Below are 23341 nucleotides of genomic sequence, written 5' to 3' on the forward strand. Positions count from 1 at the left end.
CGTGTGCCGTGGTGTGGCTGTGCGTCCCGTCGGGACCGGCTCAAGCCTGCCGCATCGCTCCACGCTTGCGGACGACGGCCGGGCGGTACGCCGAGACGGTGGGCTCGTCCACGAGCCAGAACCGCCAGGGGTTGTCGGCCGCGAGGCGCAGCCCGACCCGCGGACCGGTCGCCACCTGCGCCGCGGCGACGGCAGGGCCGAGCTCCAACGTCAGCTCGCCGGAGCCGAGGTCGGCGCCGTTGTGGGTGAGGTCGATGGCGAGTGCCTGGCAGAGCCGGGCGGGCCCGCGCGCCAGGTCACGGTCGGTGGACCGTCCGCGGCGCGACCGGGCGAGCTCGACGCCCTCGACCACCTCGCCGGCCCGGAGCAGCACCGCCGCCGCAACACCGTCCTCGCCGACGACGACGTTGCAGCAGTGGTGCATCCCGTAGGTGAAGTACACGTAGAGGTGGCCCGCAGGTCCGAACATCACGCTGTTGCGCGGGGTAGGGCCGCGATGCGCGTGGGAGCCCGGGTCGTCGGCGCCGGCGTACGCCTCGACCTCGGTGAGCCGCACGGCGACGGTGCCCTCCTCGGTGCGGTGCCGCAGCACGGCGCCGAGCAGCCGGGGCGCGACCTCGAGCGCAGGGCGCGCCAGCTCGTCAGCCGAGCCAGCCACGGTGCCCGTCAGCGACTGCGCGGGCCTCGGCGAGCTGCTCGGCCACCCGGGCGGGCGCCGTGCCGCCACGGCCGTCGCGGCTGGCGACCGAGCCCTCGACGGTCAGCACCTCGCGCACGCGGGGCGTCAGCCGTGGGTCGATCGACGCGAAGTCCTCGTCGGTGAGCTCGTCGAGGTCGATGCCCCGCTCCTCGCAGACCCGCACGCACGCACCGGCGACCTCGTGCGCCACCCGGAACGGGACGCCCTCGCGGACCAGCCACTCGGCGACGTCGGTGGCGAGCGAGAACCCTTGAGGGGCGAGCTCCGCCATCCGCGCCGTGTCGAACGTCAGCGTCGCCACCTGGCCGGTGAACGCGGGCAGGAGCACCTCGAGCGTGTCGACCGAGTCGAACACCGGCTCCTTGTCCTCCTGGAGGTCGCGGTTGTAGGCGAGGGGCAGGGCCTTCAACGTGGTCATCAGCCCGGCCAGGTTTCCCACCACGCGTCCCGCCTTGCCGCGGGCCAGCTCGGCGATGTCGGGGTTCTTCTTCTGGGGCATGATGCTCGACCCGGTCGAGTAGCCGTCGTGCAGCGTGACGAAGCCGAACTCGCGCGTGGCCCAGAGGATCACCTCCTCGGCCTGCCGGGAGACGTCGACCCCGATCTGGGCGAGGACGAAGGCGAGCTCGGTGACGAAGTCGCGCGACGCGGTGCCGTCGATGGAGTTCGCGGTCGAGCCGGTGAAGCCCAGGTCACGTGCCACCGCCTCCGGGTCGAGCCCGAGGCTCGAGCCGGCCAGGGCGCCCGACCCGTAGGGCGAGTCGGCGGCCACCCGGGCGTCCCAGTCACGGATCCGCCCGACGTCGCGCAGCAGCGGCCAGGCGTGAGCGAGCAGGTGGTGGGACAGCAGGATGGGCTGCGCGTGCTGGAGGTGCGTGCGGCCGGGCATCACGGCGCCGAGGTGCGCCTCGGCCTGGTCGGCGAGCGCGTCGACCAGGTCGAGCACCAGGCCGGCGATCGTCCGTGCGTGGTCGCGCAGGTAGACCTTGAAGAGCGTGGCGATCTGGTCGTTGCGGCTCCGTCCGGCCCTGAGCTTGCCGCCCAGCTCGGGACCGAGGAGCTCGACGAGCCCGCGTTCCAGTGCCCCGTGGACGTCCTCGTCCGACGGCTCCGCGACGAACGCGCCGGCAGCCACCCTCCGGTCGAGCTCGTCGATGCCCTCGAGGAGCCGGGCGAGCTCGTCGTCTGTCAGCAGCCCGGCGCCGCGGAGCACGCGTGCGTGGGCGCGTGACCCCGCCATGTCGTACGACGCCAGCCGCCAGTCGAAGTGCGTCGACCTCGAGAGCGCCTCGAGCGCAGGGCTGGGACCTCCGGCGAACCGGCCGCCCCAGAGCTTGCCCGTGTTGGTGGATCCCGTCGTGGACTCGGCCATCAGTCGTTGCCCGCCTCCATCGCGGCGTGGTCGAGGGCGCCCTCGTCGCCCTCCCCCGCCACCTGCGGGTTCTCCGCGATGCGGTCCCCGCCACCGGCCTCGATGGCTCCGAACAGCGTCCCGTTCTCCACCAGCACCTGACCCTCGTCGAAGGGCTGGCCGGCGTAGAGCTCGAGCTTCGTCCGTGAGTCGGCGATGTCGAGGTTGCGCATCGTCAGCTGGCCGATGCGGTCGACCGGACCGAACGCGGCGTGCTCGGTGCGCTCCATCGAGAGCTTGTCGGGGTGGTAGGAGAACGCAGGCCCCTCGGTGGCGAGGATCGAGTAGTCCTCACCACGCCGCAGCCGCAGCGTCACCTCACCGGTGACGAGGGAGGCGACCCAGCGCTGCAAGGACTCGCGGAGCATCAGCGCCTGCGGGTCGAGCCAGCGGCCCTGGTAGAGCAGGACGCCGAGCCGCCGCCCCTCTGCGTGGTAGGTCGCGATGGTGTCCTCGTTGTGGATCGCGTTGAGCAGCCGCTCGTACGCGATCCACAGCAGCGCCATCCCGGGCGCCTCGTAGATCCCCCGGGACTTCGCCTCGATGATCCGGTTCTCGATCTGGTCGGACATGCCGAGGCCGTGGCGACCGCCGATGGCGTTGACCGTGCGGACGAGCTCCACCGCGTCGGTGTACTCCGTGCCGTTGACCGCCACGGGCCGGCCGCGCTCGAACCGGATCGTCACGTCCTCGGGCTCGATGTCGACCGAGGGGTCCCAGAACTTGACGCCCATGATCGGCTCCACGGTCTCGAGCGAGACGTCGAGGTGCTCGAGCGTCTTCGCCTCGTGGGTCGCGCCCCAGATGTTGGCGTCGGTGGAGTAGGCCTTCTCCTGGCTGTCCCGGTAGGGCAGCCCCCGCTCGGTCAGCCACTGGCTCATCTCGGTCCGGCCGCCGAGCTCGGTGACGAAGTCGGCGTCCAGCCAGGGCTTGTAGATGCGCAGCACCGGGTTGGCGAGCAGGCCGTAGCGGTAGAACCGCTCGATGTCGTTTCCCTTGAAGGTCGACCCGTCGCCCCAGATGTCGACACCGTCCTCGTGCATGGCCTGCACGAGCAGAGTCCCGGTCACCGCACGACCCAGCGGGGTGGTGTTGAAGTAGGCACGGCCGCCGGACCGGATGTGGAACGCCCCGCACGCGATCGCCGCGAGCCCCTCCTCGACCAGGGGCGCCCTGCAGTCGACGGCCCGGGAGATCTCGGCCCCGTAGGCGAGGGCGCGGTCCGGGACACCGGCGATGTCGGGCTCGTCGTACTGCCCGAGGTCGGCGGTGTAGGTGCACGGGATCGCGCCCTTCTCACGCATCCAGGCGACCGCGACGGAGGTGTCGAGCCCGCCGGAGAACGCGATGCCGACGCGCTCGCCCACCGGGAGGGAGGTGAGGACCTTGCTCACGAGTGTCGTTCCTCGGTTTCTTGTCGAAGTGGAGTGAAGTAGTCGTCAGGGGTGCTCGGCCAGCGCCAGCAGCCGCTGGGCCAGCGGGTCACCGCCGGCCGGGTCGCGGGTGATCACCAGCACCGTGTCGTCACCTGCGATCGTGCCCAGCACGGGCAAGAGCTCGGTGCGGTCCATGGCCGAGGCGAGGAACTGCGCGGCTCCGGGAGGGGTGCGCAGCACCACCAGGTTCGCCGAGGCCTCCGCGGAGACCAGGAGCTCGTTGAGCAGCCGCGAGAGCCGGTGCTCGGCCGCGCCGTTCTCCGGTGCGGGCCGGGGGGTACGGTCGCCGCCCTCGGCGGGCACCGCGTAGACGAGCGCACCGGAGGTGGACCGCACCTTCACGGCCCCGAGCTCGACGAGGTCGCGCGAGAGCGTGGCCTGGGTGACGTGCAGCCCTTCCTTGGCGAGCAGCTCGGCGAGCTCGGGCTGGGACCGCACCGGGTGACGGGTCAGCAGCTCGGCGATGCGTTGCTGGCGCGCGCCCTTGGTGGCCGGGACCGCGGCGCCGTTCATCGTCGTCTCACGGTCGGTCCCCCCGGTTCTCCGGGTGCTCGAGGAGCCAGGCGAGCAGCGCCTTCTGGGCGTGCAGCCGGTTCTCCGCCTCGTCGAAGACGACGCTCTGCGGCCCGTCGATGACGTCGGCGGCGATCTCCTTGCCGCGGTAGGCGGGGAGGCAGTGCAGGACGACCGCGTCGTCCTTTGCGTGCGACAGCAGGGCGTTGTCCAGGGAGTACGGGCGGAAGGGTGCCTCGCGCTCCGCGGCCTCGTCCTCCTTGCCCATGGAGACCCAGGTGTCGGTGGACACGACGTCGACCCCCGTGACGGCCTCGACCGGGTCCTCGACGACACGGGCGGAGCCGCCGGTGCTCGCCGCGATCTCCTCGGCGCGGGCCAGGACGGCGGGATCGGGGCGGTACCCCTCCGGCCCCGACACCACGACGTGCATGCCTGCCGTGGCGCCGGCCAGCAGGTAGGAGTGCGCCATGTTGCAGGCGGCGTCGCCGAGGAAGGTCAGCCGCTGACCGGCCAGGGTCCCCCGATGCTCGCGCACCGTCAGCAGGTCGGCGAGGAGCTGGCAGGGGTGGAACTCGTCGGTGAGGGCGTTCACGACGGGCACCCCGGCGTGCCCGGCCATCGTCTCGATGCGGTCCTGGCCGTAGGTCCGCCAGACGATGGCGGCGACCTGCCGGCCGAGCACCCGCGCGGTGTCCTCGACGGACTCGCGCGTGCCGATCTGCGCGAGCTTGCCGTCGACCACCATCGGCATGCCACCCAGCTCGGCGACACCGGCGGTGAAGGACACCTGGGTGCGCAGCGTGGGCTTGTCGAAGATCAGCGCGACGGCCTTCGCGCCGCCGAAGGGCTGCTTGTGGCCGCGGTCGGCCTTCAGCCGGGAGGCGAGCTCGAGGACCTCGTGCTGCTCCGAGGGGCTGAGGTCGTCGTCGCGAAGGAAGTGCCGGGTCATGCGTCCTCCCCTTCCGACCAGGCGGCGTCGAGGATGGCGGGCCATGCCGCCAGCAGCTCGTCGGCCTGGTCGTCGGTCAGCACCAGCGGCGGGGCCAGCCGGATGCGGTCGGGCGTGCAGTCGTTGAGGATGAAGCCACGGGCGAGCCCCGCGGCGGCGACAGCCTTGGCGCGCGGCTCGGTGAGCGTGAGGCCGATCAGGAGCCCGCGCCCCCGGACCTCGCCCACGTGGCGGTGCGCGAGCCCCTGCACGAGCCGCTCCCCCACCTTCGTCACGTGGTCGAGGAGACCGTCCTGCTCGATCGTCCGCAGCACGGCGAGCGCGGCCGCGGCGGCGACCGGGTTGCCCCCGAAGGTCGTGCCGTGGTTGCCGGGGGTCAGCAGCTCGCCGGCCGCCCCCACGCCGATGCAGGCGCCGACCGGGATGCCGCCGCCGAGCCCCTTGGCGACGGTCACGACGTCGGGCACCACGCCGCTGGCCGTGTGCGCGAACCACGCCCCGGTGCGGCCCATGCCGGTCTGCACCTCGTCCAACCAGAGCAGGGCGCCGCGCTCCTGGGTGACCCGGCGGGCCTCTGCCAGGTAGTCGTCAGGCGGGACGTTGACACCGGCCTCACCCTGGAGCGGTTCGAGCACCACGGCGGCGGTCTCGTCGGTCACCGCCTCCGCAAGGGCGGCGGCGTCGCCGTACGGGACGAAGGTGACGTGCCCGGGCAGCGGTTCGAACGGCTCGCGGTAGGCAGCCTTGCTGGTCAGGGCCAGCGCGCCCATCGTGCGGCCGTGGAACGAGTCCGAGGTCGACACGAGGTGGGTGCGGCCGGTCTTGCGGGTCAGCTTGAGGGCCGCCTCGTTGGCCTCGGTCCCGGAGCTGGTGAAGAACACCTTCCCGGGGTGACCGAGGAGCGCCAGGAGCCGCTCGGCGAGGGCCACCTGCGGCTCGGTGGCGAAGAAGTTCGACACGTGGCCCAGCGTGCGCAGCTGCATGGTCACGGCCTCGACCAGGGCCGGGTGCCCGTGGCCGAGCGCGTTGACCGCGATGCCCCCGAGCAGGTCGAGGTAGCGGTTGCCGTGCTCGTCCCAGACGTAGCACCCCTCCCCCCTGGTCAGGGCGAGCCGGGGCGCTCCGAAGGTGTTCATGAGCGAGTGCGGGTAGCGGCTGGACAGGTCGTTCACTTCGCGGCCCCCGGCTTCCCGCTGGTGCTGTAGAGCGCCGTGCGGATCTTGGTCGGCACCCCCGGCAGGACCTGGGTGCCGACACCCTCGTCGGTGAAGATCTCCAGGAGCACCGCGTGCGGCTCGCGCCCGTCGATGACGGTGGCCCGCGGGACGCCGCTGGTCACGGCGTGCAAGCAGGCGCCCATCTTCGGCACCATCCCGCTCGCCAGCGTCGGCATCAGCTCGGCGAGCGCCTCCGGGCTGATCTCGCCGATGACGTCGTCGGAGCCCGGCCAGTCGCGGTAGAGCCCCTCGACGTCGGTGAGCACCAGCAGCTTCTCCGCCTGGAGCGCGACCGCGAGCGCGGCGGCCGCGGTGTCGGCGTTGACGTTGTGGGCGACGCCGTCGGCGTCCGGCGCGACCGACGAGATGACCGGGACCCGGCCGGCCTCGACGAGGTCCAGCACCGCCTCCGGTCGTACGCCGGTCACCTCGCCGACCAGCCCGAGGTCCACCTCCTCGCCGTCGACGACGGTGTTCGTGCGGGTGGCGGTGAAGAGCCCCGCGTCCTCGCCCGAGAGCCCGACGGCGAGGGGGCCGTGCTCGTTGATGAGCCCGACGAGCTCGCGCTGCACCTTGCCGACGAGCACCATCCGGACGACGTCCATCGCCTCCTCGGTGGTGACCCGGAGCCCGCCGCGGAACTCCGACTCGATCCCGAGCCGGTCGAGCATCTGCGAGATCTGCGGGCCGCCGCCGTGGACGACCACCGGCTTGAACCCTGCGTAGCGCAGGAACGCGATGTCCTGCGCGAAGGCACGCTTCAGGTTGTCGTCGGTCATCGCGTTGCCGCCGTACTTCACCACGATGATGCGGCCGTGGTACCTCATCAGCCACGGCAGCGCGTCGGCGAGGATCGCGGCCTTGTCGGTGGCCTGGCGCCAGCGGGCGTCGACGTCGCTCGGCGCGGTCCCGTCCGCTGCGGGCTCCACGGGGGAGGTCACTGGTTCGGTCACTGGTCTCCCCTGGCTCAGCTGCTGTAGGCGGAGTTCTCGTGCACGTAGGCGTGCGTGAGGTCGTTGGTCCAGACCGTGGCCCGTTCGGTGCCGGCCTTGAGGTCAATGGTGACGCTGACCTCGCGCGGCGAGAGGTCCACCTTGTCCGCCGGCTCGTGCGGCGCGGACCCGCGGCAGACCCACACGCCGTTCATCGCCACGTCGAGGTCAGCCGGGTCGAACTGTGCCTTGGTCGTGCCCACGCTGGCGAGCACCCGCCCCCAGTTGGGGTCCTTGCCGAAGACGGCGGCCTTGAAGAGGTTGCTGCGCGCGACGCTGCGCCCCACCTCGACGGCCTCGTCCTCGGTGGCCGCGCCGACGACGGTGATCGTGATCTCGTGGTCGGCGCCCTCGGCGTCGGCGAGCAGCTGCATCGCGAGGTCGGAGCAGGCCTGGGTGAGCGCCTCGGTGAAGTCCGCCGGGCTGGGCGTGATGCCGCTGGCGCCGCTCGCCAGGAGGCTCACGGTGTCGTTGGTGGACATGCACCCGTCGGAGTCGAGCCGGTCGAAGGTGCGCCGGGTCGCGGACCGGAGCGCGGTGTCCAGGACGTCGGAGGAGACCACGGCGTCGGTGGTGAGGACGACCAGCATGGTGGCGAGCTGCGGCGCGAGCATCCCGGCGCCCTTCGCCATGCCTCCGATCGACCAGCCCCCGCCGTCGACGATCACCTGCTTCGTCACGGTGTCCGTCGTCATGATCGCGCGGGCGGCGTCCTCGCCCCCGTCGGTGCTGAGCGCCGCCGCTGCGGCGTCGACACCGCCGAGGAGGGCCTCACGGGAGCTCACCAGCCCGATGAGCCCGGTGGAGCAGACGACGACGTCGATCGCGCCGATGCCCAGCCGGTCGGCCACCCGCTCGGCGACCGCGTGGGTGGTGGCGAACCCCTCGGGGCCCGTGTAGCAGTTGGCGCCCCCGGAGTTCAGCACGACGGCCCGGACGACACCGTCCTTGACGGCCTGCTCGCTCCAGAGCACGGGGTTGGCCTTGCAGCGGTTGGCGGTGAACAGCGTGGCGGAGTCGTGGCGGGGGCCGTCGTTGACGACCAGCGCGAGATCCGGCGAACCGGAGCTCTTGAGTCCGGCGACGACGCCGGCTCCCCGGAAGCCCTGTGGGTGGGTGACGCTCATTCTTGTCCTTCTGACTCGATCGTGGCGGCGGAACGGATCTCGGTCCCTCGTCGTCGCCACTCCTCCGCCGCCCGATCGGCGTCGCCGGCGGGCACGAGGATCCAGTCGGTGTCGAACGTCGCCACCGTGAACACCGGGATCGCAGCCTCCGCCAGCGGCGCCAGCAGCTCGTGCAGCACGCCTGTCAGCGCCAGGTCGAGCGGTCCCTCGACGGCGAACGCCGTCCACGGGCCGTGGGCCTTCGCCTTGCGGGGCACGCCGGCAGCGCCGCAGACCACCGAGGTCTCGGCAGCCGTCGCGGTGACCGAGAGCAGGGTTCCCGAGCTCGCCCAGTCGGGGACGTCGGCCCCCGGGCCGAGACGTACGACGGTCAGCGGCTCGTCGTACCGGAGCAGGACCCGGCTCACGGGGCGAGCCCCACGGTGGTGAGCCCGGTCGTCTCGGGGAGACCGAGGGCGATGTTCATGCACTGCACCGCGGCGCCGGCGGTTCCCTTGGCGAGGTTGTCGACGGCACCGACGACCACGAGCCGGCCCGCGGCCTCGTCGACGGCGACCTGGAGGTGCACGGAGTTGGAGCCGAGGACCGACTGGGTCTGGGGCCAGCTGCCTTCCGGGAGCAGGTGGACGAACGGCTCGTCGGCATAGGCGGCGGCGTACGCCTCGCGCGCCTCGCCGGCCGTCACCGTGGTCGGTGCGCTGCAGGTGGCGAGGATCCCCCGGCTCATCGGGACCAGCACGGGCGTGAAGCTGACCCGTACCTCGCGGTCGTCGGCGGAGACGGCGCTGAGGTTCTGCACGATCTCCGGCGTGTGCCGGTGGACCCCGCCGACGCCGTACGCACTGGCGTTCCCCATCACCTCGCTGCCGAGCAGGTGGGGCTTGACGGCCTTGCCGGCACCGCTCGTGCCGCTCGCCGCCACCACCACCACCCCGGAGGGGTCGACGAGACCGGCGGCGACCGCCGGGGCCATCGCGAGCGTCGAGACCGTCGGGTAGCAGCCGGGGACGGCGACGCGACGCGTGCCGCGGAGGGCGTCACGGGCGCCCGGGAGCTCCGGGAGGCCGTAGGGCCAGGACCCGGCGTGCGGGCTGCCGTAGAACTGCTCCCACTGCGACGCGTCGGTGAGCCGGAAGTCGGCACCGCAGTCGACGACCAGGCTCTCGTCGCCGAGCTGCTCGGCGACGGCTCCTGACTGGCCGTGCGGCAGCGCGAGGAACACCACGTCGTGGCCGCCGAGCATCCCGGCGCTCGTCTCCTCGAGGACGCGGTCGGCGAGGGGCAGCAGGTGGGGCTGGAGCGTGCCGAGCCGCTGGCCCGCGTTGGCGCCGGCGGTCAGGGCGCCGACCTCGACCTGGGGGTGCGCGAGCAGCAGGCGCAGGAGCTCGCCGCCTGCGTAGCCACTGGCTCCGGCGACCGCGACGGTGTGACCCATGTGCATGACCATACATCACCGTGCATGGTCGTGCAGATCAGGGTCAGGTTCGGTCGCGCACCCACGAGGTCACGAGCTCGAGCAGCTCTCGATCGACGGGTTGCGTGGCCTCACGACGGTAGTGGCGCAGGTCAGCCTTCCGCGGCTGGCGCCGGAGCGTGTGGGTGAGGTCGGGGACGAGCCTCGTGGTGACCGGACCCGCAGCTGCTTCCTCGACCAGGAGGAGCTCGTCGGGCGGCACCTGGAGGTCCTTGCCCCCGCTGACCGCGAGCACCGGGACGCGCGTGCGACGGAGAGCCTCGGCGGGCTCGTAGGCCATGAACTCACGGAACCACCGCGCGTTGTGGCGCACCAGGTCGACCCGGACCACGTCACCCGTGGAGCCCTTCAACCGCTCCCGGTTCTTCGCGATGCGCTCGGCCGGATCGACGCGCAGGAGGCGCATGACGGCGCGGAGCGGGGCCGGCATCATCGGCAGCAGCTGCTCGGCCTGCCAGCGGAGCACCTCCTCGCCGTTCCGCGCGGAGCCGGCCAGCAGGACCAGCCCGGCGAGCTCGGGGCGGCGGGCGGCCAGCGCGGTCGCGAGCACGGCCCCCTCGCTGTGCCCGACGACGAACAGCGGCAGCCCGGAGCCCACCGCCGCCGCGAGGTGGTCGAGCGCTGCCTCCGCGTCGTCCACGTTGTCCACGAGGCCCGCACTGCGCCAGTCGCCCGGACTACCGCCCACGCCCCGCTTGTCGAAACGGAGCGTGGTGATCCCCGCGTCATGAAAGGCCTCGGCCAGCTGGCGCGTGACGCCGAGCCGCATCCTGCGGTGGTCGGAGTTCCGGTCGACGGGTCCCGAACCGGGGAGCACGAGCGCGGCGCCGACGGCGTCGGCCGGCTCGAGCACGGTGCCGGCCAGGAGCTGGCTCCCCTGCCGGAAGGCGACCTCGACGGTGCTCACTGCAGGCGGGGGGCAGCCGAGCTGCGGCTCAGCCGGGCCGCCAGCTCATGAGCGTCGGCGTGGCTGACCAGGAGCTCGGCGTACCGCTGCCCTTCGAGCCCGACGCGCAGCGTCGGCACCCCGGCCCGGACCACGACCATGGCGGGGCCGCCCCGCCGCCGCCAGGTCCCGATCTTCGTCCGGCCAGGCAGGGCGAGCCCCGGTGCGCGCAACCCGCGCACCGCCTTGATCCCGTCGTCCTCCACGGTCACCGACGTGACGGCGCCCAGCGGGACGACGAGGTCGCGGAGGAGGCCGGCCACCTTCTCGCCGAGCGAGAGCCGGACGGTGAGGGCTTCGGAGGTGAGGTCGACGTGAGCCATGCGGCTATTGTTCTCACTCTTGATAACAAAGTCAAACCCGCGAATACTGGCTCCCATGCCAGCCCCGGAGCTCCTCCTCCACCCCGTCCGGATGCGGATCGTCCAGGCCTTCCTCGGACGCGAGTCGCTCACCACGGGCGCGCTCCGGCTGGAGCTCGACGACGTTCCGGTCGCCACGTTGTACCGCCACGTCAGCGCGCTGCTCGACGGCGGCGTGCTCGAGGTCGTCGACGAACGCCGTGTGCGCGGCGCCGTGGAGCGGACCCTGGTGCTCCACGTGAGCCGGGCGCACGTGGACGCGGAGAGCGCCCGCACCATGACGAGGGAGGACCACCGGCACGCGTTCTCGACCTTCGTGGCCGGGCTGCTCGGCTCCTTCGACCGCTACCTCGACGGCGACGACCTCGACCTCGGACGCGACCTCGTCGGCTACCGGCAGACCGCGCTGCACCTGACCGACGAGGAGACCCACGAGCTGCTGGAGGAGCTGCGGGCGGTCGTGCTGGCCCGCGCGGCGAACCGCCCGGCCCCGGGACGGCGGCGTCGGCTGCTCGCGACCGTGCTGGTTCCTGCCGAGGACCGCGGACCGTCGGAAGGCTCTGGTTGACCCTCCTCATGACTCCGCGGGACCGCCCCCACCACCCCGGCTTCCTGGCCGCGCTCGAGCGCGAGTCCGCACGGTTCCTCTCCGTCCTCCGCGACGCCGATCCCGATGCCCGGGTGCCGTCCTGCCCCGGCTGGGAAGCCGCCGACCCGCTCTGGCACCTCACCGGTGTGCAGTGGTTCTGGGGTTCGATCGTCGAGGAGCGGCGTCACGGCTGCTACGGGCGTTGTCCGAGGCCGATTCTGCGACGGGCGTCTACATGTGGGCCGAGGACAGGACCGTCGGCTACATCCGCCGGAGGCAGGCGCACGAGGCGCTGATCCACCGGCTCGACGCGGAGCTGACCGCCGGCACGGTGACCGCGCTCGACCCCACGCTCGCCTCGGACGGCGTGGACGAGGCCCTCGACGTCATGTTCGGCGGCTGCCCGCCCTGGGGCTCCTTCGAGCCGGCGACCTCGACGCCTGGTTGTGGCACCGGGGTGACGCCGATGCCCTGAGGGTCGAGGGCGACCGGGCCGCCTTCGACCGGCTCGTCGCGGTGCTCGCGCAGCCGATCCACTGACGGGGGTCCCGGGCCCTCAGCCCCTTGCCGGGGTGCAGCACGCGGCGAAACGTGCTCATCACCTCTCGGATCGGAGCCGTCATGGACCGACGCTTCCTGCAGACCTTCTTCCTCGCCGGCGTGCTGACCCTCGGACTCGCCGTCCCCGGCCCGGTCCTGGGCGCCTCGGTCGCGGCCTCCCGACCGGGGGCCCCCGGGATCGGCGACCCCTACTTCCCCACTGCCGGCAACGGCGGGTACGACGTCCGGCACTATGGGCTCCGGCTCCGCTACGTGCCCCGTACCGACCGGTTGTCGGGATCCGCGCGGATCGAGGCGCGCGCCACCCAGCCGCTCAGCAGCTTCCACCTCGACCTCCACCGGCTGCACGTGAGGACGATCCGTGTCGACGGCCGCCGGGCGTCGTACACCCGCAACGGCGACGAGCTCGTCGTCGTCCCCGCCCGACGGGTGCGGGACGGCGAGCGGTTCACGACGGTCGTCCGCTACGCGGGCACGCCGAGCCCCCTCCCCTCGGGGCCCGGGTTCCTCGCCACGAAAGACGGCGCGCTCGTGATCGGACAGCCCGAATCGGCCACGACCTGGTTCCCCGCCAACGACCACCCGAGCGACCGGGCGAGCTTCTCGTTCCGCGTCCGGGTGCCGCGGGGCTGGCGAGGTCGTGGCGAACGGGGCTCTGGTGGGCCGCCGCACGCAGGGACGCTGGACGACGTGGCACTGGGAGGCACGCACTCCCATGGCGCCGTACCTCGCGACGCTGGGGATCGGTGAGTGGGAGATGCGGAGGTACCGGCGGAACGGCATCGCGTTCCACGACGCCGTCGACCCGGCCCTGCTCCGGCACGTCCGCCCACGGTCGGGCCGGAACATGCTGGTGTCGCAGAAGGCGACCTCGGCGTACCGCCGGCTCGCGCGGGTGATCGCGGTCCCGGCGCGCGGTGGGAACCTGTCCTTCTGGCTCAACCGCGACCTGGAGCCCGGCTGGGACTGGTTCTTCGTCGAGGCACGCCCGGTCGGCTCCCGCCGCTGGACGACGTTGCCGGACCAGAGGGGCCACACCCGCCGCGAGACCGCGCCCGCCTGCCCCGGCGTGCTCGGCCTCCACCCGTTCCTCGCCCGCTACCAGACGGACCGAGGGGACGGCACCTGCACCGCCTCCGGGTCCACCGGTGAGTGGCACGCGGCGACGGGCCGTGGCCGCGGCTACCAGAAGTGGTCGATCGACCTCGACCGGTACGCCGGCAGGCGGGTGCTCGTCTCCCTCAGCTACGTCACCGACGACGTGTTCGACTTCCCCGGCGCGTACGTCGACGACGTCACCGGTCCGCGTGGCCGCGGCACCACCTCCTTCGAGCGCGACGGCGACCGATGGGACGGATGGGAGCTGCGTCAACCACCCAAGGGCTCGCCGACCACGGACCGCTCCTGGGCCATCGGGGACCGGCATCGCCAGCCACCGACGTTCGGTGAGATCGCGCTCGGGTCGCTGCGGCGGCAGCCGGAGATCCTGCGGTTCCTCTCCCGCCGGTTCGGGCCGTACCCCTTCGGTCAGTCGGGCGCGATCGTCGACGACGCCCGGCTCGGCTTCGCGCTCGAGACCCAGACGCGACCGGTCTACGCCTCCGACTTCTTCACCGACCGCGTCAACGGTGACGCCGTCGTGGTCCACGAGCTCGCACACCAGTGGTACGGCGACAGCCTCACGGTCCGTCGGTGGCGACACATCTGGCTCAACGAGGGGTTCGCCACCTACGCCGAGTGGTTGTGGAGCGCGAGAGAAGGTCGGGAGACCCCGCGGCAGCTCTTCGAGGGCTACTACGCGGGCATCCCCGCCGACTCCCCGTTCTGGGACGTCACGATCGGGGATCCCGGTCCGGACGCCCTGCTCGACGTCGCGGTCTACTACCGCGGGGCGATGACCCTCCAGGTCCTGCGGAACCGCATCGGGAACGACGACTTCTTCCGGCTCCTCCGCCGTTGGGCACGGCAGAACCGCCACGACGTGGTGACCACGAGCCGGTTCGTGGCCATGGCCGAGCAGATCTCCGGCCGCCAGCTGGACCGCCTGTTCGAGCGGTGGTTGTTCACGCCTGGCCGCCCGGCGGTCCCCGGACTGCCGGGCGCGACGGTGGACAGCGAACCGCCGCCCTTGCTCGGACGGCTGCTCCGGTGACCCCGCTGCGTGAGCGCCCGCGTCCCGGGTAGGGACCGGGAGTGCCGGACGAACCACGTTTCGTGGTGCAGCTGCACCGCGCGAGCAGCACCCACTTCGACCTCCGCCTCGAGGTCGACGGGGTGCTGGTCAGCTGGGCGGTGCCGAAGGGGCCGACCCTCGACCCGACGAAGCGGCGCACGGCCTTCCACGTGGAGGACCACCCGATCGAGTACTTCCACTTCGAAGGGGTGATCCCGAAGGGCTCCTACGGCGCCGGGGACGTGACGGTGTGGGACACCGGGACGTGGAAGCTGCGGCGCGGCGACGACGCCCGGACCGCTGTCGAAGCCGGCGACCTGCACGTCGAGCTCAGCGGGGAGAAGCTGCGCGGCCGGTTCGCGTTGGTCCGCCGCGGCGAGAAGGGTGACCGCGAGCAGTGGCTGCTGGTGCACAAGCGCGACGAGGACGCCGTCGAGGGGTGGGAGCCGCACGACCATCCGCGCTCGGTGCTGACCGGACGGACCAACGACGAGGTCGCCGCCGACGCCGACCACGTGTGGCTCTCCGGTGCCGAGGCCGCCAGCGCCGAGGTGGTCGTCGCGCCGCGCGAGCAGGAGGTGGAAGAAGCGCTCGCTGCGCTCGACGAGCTGGGCCGACAGGGCACCTGGCACCTGTTCGGGCGCGAGCTCAAGGTCACCAACCTCGACAAGGAGCTCTTCCCGGGACGCGACGGCGAGCCACCGGTCACCAAGCGCGAGCTGCTGCGCTACACCGCGGCGGTCTCGCCCACGGCCGTGCCCTACCTCGCGGGCCGGGCGCTCAACCTCCGCCGCCACCCGAACGGCGCGCAGACCAAGGGGTTCTGGCACAAGCAGCGGCCCGTCCACGCACCGCCCTTCGTGGGCTCGTGGGGCAACCCGGAGGCCGACGAGGGCGAGACCTCGACCTACGCGGTCGTCGACGAGGCGGCGGCCTTGGTGTGGGTGTCCCAGTTCGGCGCCCTGGAGTGGCACCCCTGGACCTCCCGGACGGACCGCCCGCACCAGCCGACGTACGCACTCGTCGACCTCGACCCCGGTGAGCGCACGAGCTGGGGCGACGTGCTGGTGCTCGCCCGGCTGCACCGCACGGCCCTGGAGCACGTCGGGGTCGAGGGGTTCCCGAAGGTCACCGGACGCCGCGGGCTGCAGATCTGGATCCCGGTGCGGCGCGGGCCGACGTTCGACGAGACCCGCGGCTGGGTCGAGACGCTGTCGAAGACGGTCGGCGCCGTCGTCCCGGAGCTGGTGAGCTGGAAGTGGGAGGTGAAGGCGCGCGGCGGGAAGGCCCGGCTCGACTACACGCAGAACGCGATCAACCGGACGCTGGTGGCGCCCTACAGCCCGCGGGCCGCACCCGGCGCCCCGGTGTCGGCTCCGATCTCGTGGGACGAGCTCGACGACCCGGCCCTTCGGCCCGACGGTTTCACGATCCGCACGGTCCTCGAGCGGATCCGCGAGCGCGGAGACCTGTTCCGTGGTGCGCTCACGACCTCGCAGAGGCTGCCGACGCTCGGCTGAGAGACACCCGGACGCGCCGACGGCGGCCACGATGCGTGATCGTGGCCGCCGTCGGCGGTGGTGCGCTGCCGGGCCTTACTGGCCGCGGACGTTCTCCGCCTGCAGCCCCTTGGGGCCCTGGGCGACCTCGAACTCCACGCGCTGGTCCTCGCGGAGCGACTTGAAGCCGGTGCCGGCGATCGCCGTGTGGTGGACGAACACGTCGGAGCCACCGTCGTCCTGGGCGATGAAGCCGAAGCCCTTGTCGTCGTTGAACCACTTCACGGTGCCGTGAGCCATCTGGTGTACCTCTTCGATCTCTCGACGTGGCGGACAACCTTTGCCCGCCACGGAGCTGAAAACATCTGCACTGCGCCTGATGTCCAGCTGACCGAAGACCAAGTACCTGCGAATGAGCCGACGGCCCGGAGGCCGCCGAGGGGCAACACAAGACCCCTTCAACATGGTCGACGTTAGCAGAGGACGGCAAGCCCCGTGGGCGCCGCGCTCAGGACGTCACCACCGTCGTCGTCACCTCGGTCACCTGCGGGCGGCGCGGGGTCGACGAGAACCCGAACCGGCACGGCGGGTCCACCGGCGCCAGCGACCCGAGCTCCTGCCCCTCCAGCCGTCCGCCGGCGGCGGTCACGCGGTGGGCGTCGGTCGCGCCGTAGTACTCCCGCCTCCCCTGCCCCGCCGACCCCTTCGTCCGTACGCCGCGCAGCAGCAGCCGGGCCACGGGGTCGGTCAGGGTCGACCACGCCGTGCTGGTCGCGACCCGTCGCGGGACGAGCCGCAGCAGCCACCCGAGCGGCGTGCGGTCACCGGACTCGACCTCGAGCCGCAGCGACGGGGACCTGACGCACCACGTCCGGCCGGTGCGGTCGACGGTGAGCGGTTCGATGCGCACCTCGTCGAAGGTGTACGTCGACGCGACGAACCCGGCCACCTCCTCGGACGGCGCCAGCAGGATCCGGTGGCCGTCGGCGCGCTCCACCATGACGTCGGAGAACGACCCCAGCGGCGAACGCTCCCAGTGGCCGACGACGAGCCGCACCCCCGACGTCGTACCGACCCCGACGATCTGCCCCTCGAACCGTCGGCGTCGCGTCACGACCCGGACCGTACCCACCCTCATCCGGTGCAGAACTGCTCCGGATCGGCCCGGGAACAGCCCATCTGCACCGGATCAGGGTCAGCCGCGCAGGACCGCGCCGTGCCGCTCGGCGGCGAGCGCCACCGCGCCCTCCCGGGCGGCGGTGATCTCCTCGTCGTTGAGGGTTCGGTCGGGGGCCCGGAACCGGAGCGCGAAGGCGAGCGACTTCTTCCCGCCGCCGACCTGCGCGCCGGTGTAGAGGTCGAAGAGCCGCACCGACTCCAGCAGCTCGCCGGCCCCCTCGCGGAGCGTGGCCGCGAGCTCCCCGGCCGGGAGGGCGGCGTCGACGACCAGCGCGACGTCCTCCTTCGCGACGGGGAACGACGACACGACCGGGCCCGACGGCGGTGCCGCGCGCTCGAGCAGGAGGTCGAGGTCGATCTCGGCGGCCGCGGCGCGGGCGGGGAGGCCGAAGGCCGTGCAGACCTTGGGGTGCAGCTCGCCGGCGTGGCCGAGCGACACGTCACCGACCAGGAGCTCGGCGCACCGGCCGGGGTGCCACGGCGCGACGCTGGCCGAGCGGACCTCGACCTCGACGCCGAGCACCTGCGCCACGTCGCGGACGGCCTGGATGGCGTCGCTCCACGTCGCCGCGCGGCCGGGGCCCCACCAGCCGGTGCGCTCGCGCTCGCCGGTGAGCACGACCGCGAGGTGGAGCGGCTGGTCGGGGAGCGCCTTCTGCAGGTCGTCCCACTCCCCCGGGGTCGGTCGGCGGTCGACCGGCAGGATCGGGGCCGCGACGGTCCCGCGCGGCAGCGTCACCGTGGCGGTCTCGAAGAGCGCGACGTCCGGCTGGCCGCGACCGGCGTTGCGGGCGGCGGTCTCCAGCAGCCCGGGCAGCAGCGTCGTGGTCATGTACGGCTGCTCGTTGCTGAGCGCGTTGGCGATCCGCATCGTGTTGCGGCGCTCGTCGTCCTCGTCGAGCCCGAGCGCGTCGAGGGCCGCGGGCCCGGTGAACGGGAAGCTCACGACCTCCACGAAGCCGGCCCCGGCGAGCGCACGACCCACCCGCCGGCGCAGCGACTGAGCCGGCGTCAGCCCGCGCCCGGCGGGGGCAGCCGGGAGCACCGACGGCACCTTGTCGTAGCCGACGATGCGGGCGACCTCCTCGACCAGGTCGAACGGGTCGTTGAGGTCAGGGCGCCAGGACGGGACGACGGCGGTCAGCGAGCCGCCGTCCACGGTCACCCCGCAGCCGACCGACTCGAGGTTCGCGACGGCGGTGTGGGCCGGGATCTCCATGCCGGTCACCCGGGCCGGGAGCCCGGTCGGGATGGTGATCGAACGCGGCTCCGGTGCTGCCCCCACCTTGGTGACGCCGTCGGTGACGGTGCCGCCGCCGTGGGCGACGAGGAGCTCCGCGACACGGTCGGCGGCCGCCTCCGGCAGCAGCGGGTCCACGCCCCGCTCGAACCGCTTGGACGCCTCCGAGGGCAGCTTGTGGCGGCGCTGGGTGCGGAAGATCGACACCGGGTCGAAGTGCGCAGCCTCGATCACCACGTGGCTGGTGGTCGCCGACAGCTCGGTGGTCTCGCCGCCCATCACACCGGCGAGCCCGATCGGGCCGCTGTCGTCGGTGATCAGCAGGTCCTCCGCGGAGAGCGTGCGCTCGACGCCGTCGAGGGTGGTCAGCCGCTCGCCCTCCACGGCCCGCCGGACCCGGATCGGGCCCGAGAGCCGGTCGCCGTCGTAGCCGTGGATCGGCTGGCCGAGCTCGAGCATGACGTAGTTGGTGACGTCCACCGCGAGCGAGATCGGCCGCATCCCGGCCTGCTGCAGCCGCTGCGCCATCCACCGCGGCGTCGGGGCGGACGGGTCGAAGCCCGTGACGGTCCGGGTGACGAACACGGGGCAGCCGTCGGGGGCGTCCACGACGACCGGGTAGCCGGTGCCGTTCGGCTCCGGGGTGGCGCGCAGCGCCGGGTCCTGGAAGGGCACGCCGAACCCGAGCGCCGCCTCGCGGGCGATGCCGCGCAGCGAGAGGGCGTACGCGCGGTCGGGGTTGATCTCGAGATCGATCACCTCCTCGTCGAGCCCGAGGTAGCCGAACGCGTCGTCACCCGGCTGCCCGGCGTCGGCGGGCAGCACCATGATCCCGTCGTGGTCGTCGCCGATCCCGAGCTCGCGGGCCGAGCAGATCATCCCGGCCGAGACGTGGCCGTAGGTCTTCCGCGCCGAGATCGCGAAGCCGCCGGGCAGGACGCCACCGGGGAGCACGACGACCACGAGGTCACCCTCGGCGAAGTTGTGGGCGCCGCAGACGATGCCCTGCGGCTCGCCGGTGCCGTTGGCGTCGCCGACGTCGACCTGGCACCAGCGGATGATCTTGCCGTTCTTCTGCGGCTCCTCGGCGAGCGAGAGCACCCTGCCGAGGACGAGGGGACCTTGGATGTCCCCGCCGGCCCGCTCGACGGCCTCGAGCTTGAGCCCGAGCATCGTCAGCCGGTCGGTGAGCTTCTCCGTGGTCACGTCCGCGGGGAGCTCGACGAGCTCACGGATCCAGGACACAGGGGCGCGCATCAGATCTCCGTCCCGAAGGCGCCGACGAAGCGGACGTCGCCCTCGAACAGGTCACGCAGGTCCTCGACCCCGTGACGGAACATCAGGGTGCGGTCGATGCCCATGCCGAACGCGAAGCCGGTGTAGCGCTCCGGGTCGACGCCGCAGGCGACCAGCACGCGGGGGTTCACGACGCCGCAGCCACCCCACTCGATCCACCCCTCGCCCTTGCACGTGCGGCAGCTTCCATGGGCCGAGCTCGTCGGCTCCGCCGCCGTGCTGCCGGACGCGCCGACGGACGTGCCGACGGCCGGGTCGAGCCCCGTGCCGCGGCAGACGAAGCAGACCAGGTCGACCTCGGCGCTCGGCTCGGTGAACGGGAAGTACGACGGGCGGAACCTGGTGGTGATCCCCTCACCGAACATCGACGACGCGAAGTGGTCGAGGCTCCCCTTGAGGTGGGCCATCGTGATCCCCTCGTCCACCACGAGCCCCTCGACCTGGTGGAAGACGGGGCTGTGCGTCGCGTCGTACTCGTCGGTGCGGAACACCCGGCCGGGGCACACGACGTACACCGGCGGCTTGCGGGTCAGCAGCGTCCGCGCCTGGACCGGCGAGGTGTGGGTGCGCAGGACGATGGCATTCTCCGGCGGCTCCATCCAGAAGGTGTCCTGCATGGTGCGGGCGGGGTGGTCGGCGCCCAGGTTGAGCGCGTCGAAGTTGAGCCACTCGGCCTCGACGACCGGGCCCTCCGCGATCTCCCACCCCATCGCGACGAAGACGTCCCCGATGCGCTCCGACAGCGTCGTCAGCGGGTGCCGCGCCCCGGCCGGGTAGCGGTCCCACGGCAACGTGACGTCGACCGCCTCCTCGACGAGGATCCGCTCCTCGTGCTCGGCCTCGAGGACCGCCTGGCGGGCGGCGAGCGCCTTGCTGACCGCCCCGCGGGCCTGCCCGACCCGCTGCCCGGCCTCCTTGCGCGCCTGCGGCGGCAGGGCGCCGATCTCGCGGTTCGCCAGCGCCAGGGCCGACCGGTCACCCGCGTGCTCGGTGCGGACGCGCTTGAGCTCCTCCAACGTGCCGGCCGACTCGATGGCCGCCAGCGCGGCGTCCCGTGCCGCCTCGACCTCGTCGGCCTTGAGCGGGGTGACCTCGACCGGGTCGTAGTCGGTGTTGGGGCCGGACATCGCTGCCTTCCGTCTGCGGGAACGGCACCCGCACGGACGCACGGGTGCCACCGGTCAGTCTAGGAACCGGCCTCGAGGCGCCGCGAACCAGTATCAGTCGAGCGAGAACACCGGCCAGAGCACCTCGATGCGCGCCCCGCCACCCTCGGCGTCGCGGATCGTGATGCGGCCGCCATGGGCGACGACGAGGCCGTGGGCGATGTACATCCCCAGCCCTGACCCGCCGGTGGAGCCGTGCTTCCAGAACTTCGTGAAGACGCGGCTCCGGATCGACGGCGCGATCCCCTCCCCCTCGTCCTCGACGACCACCCGCACGAGGTCGACCCCGTCGCGGAACGCCGGGTCGAGGAGGACCCGGACCTGCCCCTCGCCGTGGCGCACGGCGTTCTCGACGAGGTTGGTGAGCACCTGCGCGAACCGGTCCGGATCGGCGAGGACCTGGGGCAGCGGGTCGGAGGCACGGAGCAAGATCTCGCGACCGGTCCCGGCGCGCACCGAGGAGATCACCCGCTCCGTGGCCGCATGCACGTCCACCCCCCGCGGGTGCAGCGACAGCCGGCCGGTGTCGATCCGGGCCACCTCGAGCAGCTCGGCGATGAGCCGGGTCAGCCGGTCGGTGTCGGCGTGGACCGACTCCATGATCAGCCGCTTCTGCTCGTCGGTGAACTTGTCCCAACGCGCCAGCAGCGTCGCGGTGAACCCCTTGACCCCGGTCAACGGCGAGCGCAGCTCGTGCGCGACGGTGGCCACGAGGTCCGACCGCTCACGGTCGAGCACCTGCCGGGAGCGCGCCGAGCGCAGCGAGACCGCGACCCGCTCGACCGGGTGGTCCGGTCCGGACCGGACCATCCGCGTGGTGATCAGCAGCTCGGTGCCGTCGGAGAGCCGCCAGGCCTGCTCGGCCTGCATCTTCCGGATCCGCAGCCCGGTGTACGGCGCGGTGACGGTGAACCAGTCGCGGCCGTCAAGGTCCTGGAGGTTGACCGCCTCCCACAACGGCCGTCCGACGAGCTGGTCGGAGTCGAGCAGCCGGTGCGCCATGTCGTTGGCGTGGGTGACCGTGCCGGTGGCGTCGGCGACGAGCACCCCGTCGGCCAGCGAGTCCAGGAGCGCACCGAGCGGCACCTCCTGCGGCGCGTGCGCCCCGGGCGGCTCGGTCCGGCCGCTGGTCTCCCCCGTCATGGGGCCGAGGATAGGCGGATCCGGGGCTCTGCGGACCCAGGCTGGACCGGTGCCGCACCGACGTGGGCTCGTCGCCTGCCTCCTGGCGGGCGGGGTCGGGCTGGCGCGTGGTGCGCTGAGCGTCAGCGACGGTGGGCGCGGGCGCTGGCATAGAGGCAGACGGCGGCGGCGGTCGCGAGGTTCAGGCTCTCCGCCCGGCCGTGGATCGGGATCCGCACGCGATGGTCGGCGAGACCGGCCAGCTCCGGGGACAGCCCGTGGGCCTCGTTGCCGAAGAGCCACGCGGTCGGAGACGCCAGCACCCCGGAGTCGGCGGCGTCGTCGAGGTCGAGCTCCCCGCCGCCGGCCGTGGCGAGCACCGTGAGACCGGCCGCCCGCAACCGGCGTACGGCGGTGGCGGCGTCGCGCTCGACCGCCACCGGGAGGTGGAACAGCGAGCCCGCCGAGGCCCGGACTGCCTTGCCGTTGTGGGGGTCGACGGTGTCACCGGCCAGCACCACCGCGCCCGCCCCCGCCGCGTCGGCGCAGCGGATCACCGTGCCGGCGTTGCCGGGGTCGCGGATGTCCGCGCAGACCGCGACCAGCCGGGGGTGCACCGCGAGCGCGTCGTCGAGCGCAACGTCGACGAGCCGGCAGACCGCGACCACGCCCTGCGGGTGGACGGTGTCGGAGAGCGCCGCGAGGGCGGCCTCGTCGGCGAGCAGCCAGGGCATGTCGCCGGCGGCCGCGCGGAGCTCTTCGTGGCGGCCCGGCAGGGCGAACACCTCGCGGACCAGCCCTGGCACCGTCAGCGCCTCACGGACCGCCTGCGGTCCCTCGGCGAGGAAGAGGCCGTGCTCGGCCCGGGACGTGCGACGGGCGAGCCTCCTCGCCGCCCGCACCCGGCCGCTCTTCGTGGAGAGGACCGGGGCGTCGGCAGGGAGACCCGCCCGTGGGTGCTCGGTCAGGCCGAGGCCTGCGCCGGGGCGTTGACGTCCGCGGGGAGGTTCGCCTTGGCGAGCTCCACGAGGGCGGCGAACGCCGGCGCGTCGTTGACGGCGAGGTCCGCGAGGATCTTGCGGTCGACCTCGACACCGGCGGCCTTCAGCCCCTGGATGAACCGGTTGTAGGTCATCCCCTGCTGGCGGGCCGCGGCGTTGATCCGCTGGATCCAGAGCTTGCGGAAGTCACCCTTGCGAGCCTTGCGGTCCCGGTAGCTGTAGACCAGCGAGTGGGTGACCTGCTCCTTGGCCTTGCGGTAGAGCCGCGAGCGCTGGCCACGGTAGCCGGAGGCCTGCTCGAGGACGACCCGACGCTTCTTGTGGGCGTTGACCGCCCGCTTCACGCGTGCCACGTGTTACTCCTTGGGAAATCGAGGGGGTGCGG

Annotated in this window: 25 protein-coding genes; 6 read left to right on the forward strand and 19 right to left on the reverse strand. The window is 72.9% G+C overall.

Annotated elements, in window-relative coordinates; translation table 11 throughout:
* Nucleotides 1-40 precede the first annotated feature (40 nt).
* The 12 genes from FIP57_RS17520 to FIP57_RS17575 all read right to left on the reverse strand — a co-directional run bounded on the left by FIP57_RS17520 (nucleotide 41) and on the right by FIP57_RS17575 (nucleotide 11091).
* Nucleotides 41-658, reverse strand: coding sequence for a DNA-3-methyladenine glycosylase (locus FIP57_RS17520; RefSeq protein ID WP_148574835.1), 618 nt, complete (start codon nucleotides 656-658; stop codon nucleotides 41-43).
* Nucleotides 642-2072 carry an argininosuccinate lyase gene (gene argH / locus FIP57_RS17525; protein WP_148574836.1) on the reverse strand — a complete coding sequence of 477 codons (1431 nt, stop codon included), beginning with the start codon at nucleotides 2070-2072 and terminating at the stop codon, nucleotides 642-644. Before argH ends, FIP57_RS17520 begins: the two co-directional genes overlap by 17 nt.
* Nucleotides 2072-3505, reverse strand: a complete 1434-nt coding sequence (gene argG / locus FIP57_RS17530; RefSeq protein ID WP_148574837.1) for an argininosuccinate synthase — start codon at nucleotides 3503-3505, stop codon at nucleotides 2072-2074. The genes argH and argG overlap by 1 nt, the downstream gene beginning before the upstream one ends.
* A gap of 45 nt (nucleotides 3506-3550) precedes the next feature.
* The gene (locus FIP57_RS17535) at nucleotides 3551-4060 is read right to left on the reverse strand and encodes an arginine repressor (protein ID WP_148574838.1); all 510 of its coding nucleotides are present in this window, start codon (nucleotides 4058-4060) and stop codon (nucleotides 3551-3553) included.
* A 7-nt stretch (nucleotides 4061-4067) separates the two neighbouring features.
* A complete protein-coding gene (argF, locus tag FIP57_RS17540; protein WP_148574839.1) occupies nucleotides 4068-5012 on the reverse strand; it encodes an ornithine carbamoyltransferase in 945 nt (314 codons plus the stop codon).
* On the reverse strand, nucleotides 5009-6148 hold the full coding sequence (locus FIP57_RS17545; protein ID WP_203231339.1) for an acetylornithine transaminase: 1140 nt from the start codon (nucleotides 6146-6148) through the stop codon (nucleotides 5009-5011). The genes argF and FIP57_RS17545 overlap by 4 nt, the downstream gene beginning before the upstream one ends.
* A gap of 32 nt (nucleotides 6149-6180) precedes the next feature.
* A complete protein-coding gene (argB, locus tag FIP57_RS17550) occupies nucleotides 6181-7056 on the reverse strand; it encodes an acetylglutamate kinase (protein WP_148574995.1) in 876 nt (291 codons plus the stop codon).
* 140 nt (nucleotides 7057-7196) lie between these two features.
* Entirely contained in the window at nucleotides 7197-8348 is a 1152-nt protein-coding gene (argJ, locus tag FIP57_RS17555) for a bifunctional glutamate N-acetyltransferase/amino-acid acetyltransferase ArgJ (RefSeq protein WP_148574841.1), read from the reverse strand.
* On the reverse strand, nucleotides 8345-8755 hold the full coding sequence (locus FIP57_RS17560) for an ACT domain-containing protein (RefSeq protein WP_162529853.1): 411 nt from the start codon (nucleotides 8753-8755) through the stop codon (nucleotides 8345-8347). The genes argJ and FIP57_RS17560 overlap by 4 nt, the downstream gene beginning before the upstream one ends.
* A complete protein-coding gene (argC, locus tag FIP57_RS17565; RefSeq protein ID WP_148574843.1) occupies nucleotides 8752-9783 on the reverse strand; it encodes an N-acetyl-gamma-glutamyl-phosphate reductase in 1032 nt (343 codons plus the stop codon). The genes FIP57_RS17560 and argC overlap by 4 nt, the downstream gene beginning before the upstream one ends.
* Nucleotides 9784-9826: 43 nt before the next feature.
* Nucleotides 9827-10729, reverse strand: coding sequence for an alpha/beta hydrolase (locus FIP57_RS17570; protein ID WP_148574844.1), 903 nt, complete (start codon nucleotides 10727-10729; stop codon nucleotides 9827-9829).
* A complete protein-coding gene (locus tag FIP57_RS17575) occupies nucleotides 10726-11091 on the reverse strand; it encodes a hypothetical protein (protein WP_148574845.1) in 366 nt (121 codons plus the stop codon). The genes FIP57_RS17570 and FIP57_RS17575 overlap by 4 nt, the downstream gene beginning before the upstream one ends.
* Before the next feature lie 55 nt (nucleotides 11092-11146).
* On the opposite strand from FIP57_RS17575, the gene FIP57_RS17580 reads away from it, so the two are divergent.
* The 6 genes from FIP57_RS17580 (at nucleotide 11147) to FIP57_RS17600 (ending at nucleotide 15973) form a co-directional block, all read left to right on the forward strand.
* Complete coding sequence (locus tag FIP57_RS17580) at nucleotides 11147-11698, forward strand: helix-turn-helix domain-containing protein (RefSeq protein WP_148574846.1); 552 nt, start codon at nucleotides 11147-11149, stop codon at nucleotides 11696-11698.
* Nucleotides 11699-11706: 8 nt separating this feature from the next.
* Complete coding sequence (locus FIP57_RS24455) at nucleotides 11707-12015, forward strand: maleylpyruvate isomerase N-terminal domain-containing protein (RefSeq protein ID WP_338039939.1); 309 nt, start codon at nucleotides 11707-11709, stop codon at nucleotides 12013-12015.
* Nucleotides 11955-12194, forward strand: a complete 240-nt coding sequence (locus FIP57_RS24150; RefSeq protein WP_238993563.1) for a hypothetical protein — start codon at nucleotides 11955-11957, stop codon at nucleotides 12192-12194. The genes FIP57_RS24455 and FIP57_RS24150 overlap by 61 nt, the downstream gene beginning before the upstream one ends.
* Before the next feature lie 146 nt (nucleotides 12195-12340).
* Nucleotides 12341-13030, forward strand: a complete 690-nt coding sequence (locus tag FIP57_RS17590; protein ID WP_148574847.1) for a gluzincin family metallopeptidase — start codon at nucleotides 12341-12343, stop codon at nucleotides 13028-13030.
* On the forward strand, nucleotides 12996-14432 hold the full coding sequence (locus tag FIP57_RS17595) for a M1 family aminopeptidase (RefSeq protein WP_148574848.1): 1437 nt from the start codon (nucleotides 12996-12998) through the stop codon (nucleotides 14430-14432). The genes FIP57_RS17590 and FIP57_RS17595 overlap by 35 nt, the downstream gene beginning before the upstream one ends.
* A gap of 65 nt (nucleotides 14433-14497) precedes the next feature.
* Nucleotides 14498-15973, forward strand: coding sequence for a DNA polymerase domain-containing protein (locus FIP57_RS17600; RefSeq protein ID WP_238993564.1), 1476 nt, complete (start codon nucleotides 14498-14500; stop codon nucleotides 15971-15973).
* 75 nt (nucleotides 15974-16048) lie between these two features.
* On the opposite strand, the gene FIP57_RS17605 is transcribed toward FIP57_RS17600, so the two are convergent.
* The 7 genes from FIP57_RS17605 to rplT all read right to left on the reverse strand — a co-directional run bounded on the left by FIP57_RS17605 (nucleotide 16049) and on the right by rplT (nucleotide 23309).
* Nucleotides 16049-16252, reverse strand: a complete 204-nt coding sequence (locus tag FIP57_RS17605; protein WP_148574850.1) for a cold-shock protein — start codon at nucleotides 16250-16252, stop codon at nucleotides 16049-16051.
* 208 nt (nucleotides 16253-16460) lie between these two features.
* A complete protein-coding gene (locus FIP57_RS17610) occupies nucleotides 16461-17066 on the reverse strand; it encodes a hypothetical protein (protein WP_238993565.1) in 606 nt (201 codons plus the stop codon).
* An 81-nt stretch (nucleotides 17067-17147) separates the two neighbouring features.
* Nucleotides 17148-19628, reverse strand: a complete 2481-nt coding sequence (gene pheT / locus FIP57_RS17615; RefSeq protein WP_148574852.1) for a phenylalanine--tRNA ligase subunit beta — start codon at nucleotides 19626-19628, stop codon at nucleotides 17148-17150.
* Entirely contained in the window at nucleotides 19628-20794 is a 1167-nt protein-coding gene (gene pheS / locus FIP57_RS17620) for a phenylalanine--tRNA ligase subunit alpha (RefSeq protein ID WP_148574853.1), read from the reverse strand. Before pheS ends, pheT begins: the two co-directional genes overlap by 1 nt.
* A gap of 93 nt (nucleotides 20795-20887) precedes the next feature.
* Entirely contained in the window at nucleotides 20888-21976 is a 1089-nt protein-coding gene (locus FIP57_RS17625) for a sensor histidine kinase (protein WP_148574854.1), read from the reverse strand.
* 122 nt (nucleotides 21977-22098) lie between these two features.
* Entirely contained in the window at nucleotides 22099-22857 is a 759-nt protein-coding gene (locus tag FIP57_RS17630; protein ID WP_238993566.1) for a TrmH family RNA methyltransferase, read from the reverse strand.
* A 62-nt stretch (nucleotides 22858-22919) separates the two neighbouring features.
* On the reverse strand, nucleotides 22920-23309 hold the full coding sequence (gene rplT, locus FIP57_RS17635; protein ID WP_148574856.1) for a 50S ribosomal protein L20: 390 nt from the start codon (nucleotides 23307-23309) through the stop codon (nucleotides 22920-22922).
* Nucleotides 23310-23341: the final 32 nt, after the last annotated feature.

It is taken from the genome of Nocardioides caldifontis (assembly GCF_008087345.1).
In the GTDB taxonomy this organism is placed as follows: domain Bacteria; phylum Actinomycetota; class Actinomycetes; order Propionibacteriales; family Nocardioidaceae; genus Marmoricola_A; species Marmoricola_A caldifontis.

Bases quoted from the DNA above. Each gene is read 5' to 3' on its own strand.
- pheS (WP_148574853.1), bottom strand. From the start codon at position 20,794: ATGTCCGGCCCCAACACCGACTACGACCCGGTCGAGGTCACCCCGCTC.
- argF (WP_148574839.1), bottom strand. From the start codon at position 5,012: ATGACCCGGCACTTCCTTCGCGACGACGACCTCAGCCCCTCGGAGCAG.
- FIP57_RS17545 (WP_203231339.1), bottom strand. From the start codon at position 6,148: ATGAACACCTTCGGAGCGCCCCGGCTCGCCCTGACCAGGGGGGAGGGG.
- FIP57_RS17625 (WP_148574854.1), bottom strand. From the start codon at position 21,976: ATGACGGGGGAGACCAGCGGCCGGACCGAGCCGCCCGGGGCGCACGCG.
- argH (WP_148574836.1), bottom strand. From the start codon at position 2,072: ATGGCCGAGTCCACGACGGGATCCACCAACACGGGCAAGCTCTGGGGC.
- argC (WP_148574843.1), bottom strand. From the start codon at position 9,783: ATGGGTCACACCGTCGCGGTCGCCGGAGCCAGTGGCTACGCAGGCGGC.
- FIP57_RS17575 (WP_148574845.1), bottom strand. From the start codon at position 11,091: ATGGCTCACGTCGACCTCACCTCCGAAGCCCTCACCGTCCGGCTCTCG.
- FIP57_RS24150 (WP_238993563.1), top strand. From the start codon at position 11,955: ATGTGGGCCGAGGACAGGACCGTCGGCTACATCCGCCGGAGGCAGGCG.
- FIP57_RS17605 (WP_148574850.1), bottom strand. From the start codon at position 16,252: ATGGCTCACGGCACCGTGAAGTGGTTCAACGACGACAAGGGCTTCGGC.
- FIP57_RS17535 (WP_148574838.1), bottom strand. From the start codon at position 4,060: ATGAACGGCGCCGCGGTCCCGGCCACCAAGGGCGCGCGCCAGCAACGC.
- argJ (WP_148574841.1), bottom strand. From the start codon at position 8,348: ATGAGCGTCACCCACCCACAGGGCTTCCGGGGAGCCGGCGTCGTCGCC.
- argB (WP_148574995.1), bottom strand. From the start codon at position 7,056: ATGAGGTACCACGGCCGCATCATCGTGGTGAAGTACGGCGGCAACGCG.
- FIP57_RS17590 (WP_148574847.1), top strand. From the start codon at position 12,341: ATGGACCGACGCTTCCTGCAGACCTTCTTCCTCGCCGGCGTGCTGACC.
- FIP57_RS17595 (WP_148574848.1), top strand. From the start codon at position 12,996: ATGGCGCCGTACCTCGCGACGCTGGGGATCGGTGAGTGGGAGATGCGG.
- pheT (WP_148574852.1), bottom strand. From the start codon at position 19,628: ATGCGCGCCCCTGTGTCCTGGATCCGTGAGCTCGTCGAGCTCCCCGCG.
- FIP57_RS24455 (WP_338039939.1), top strand. From the start codon at position 11,707: ATGACTCCGCGGGACCGCCCCCACCACCCCGGCTTCCTGGCCGCGCTC.
- FIP57_RS17580 (WP_148574846.1), top strand. From the start codon at position 11,147: ATGCCAGCCCCGGAGCTCCTCCTCCACCCCGTCCGGATGCGGATCGTC.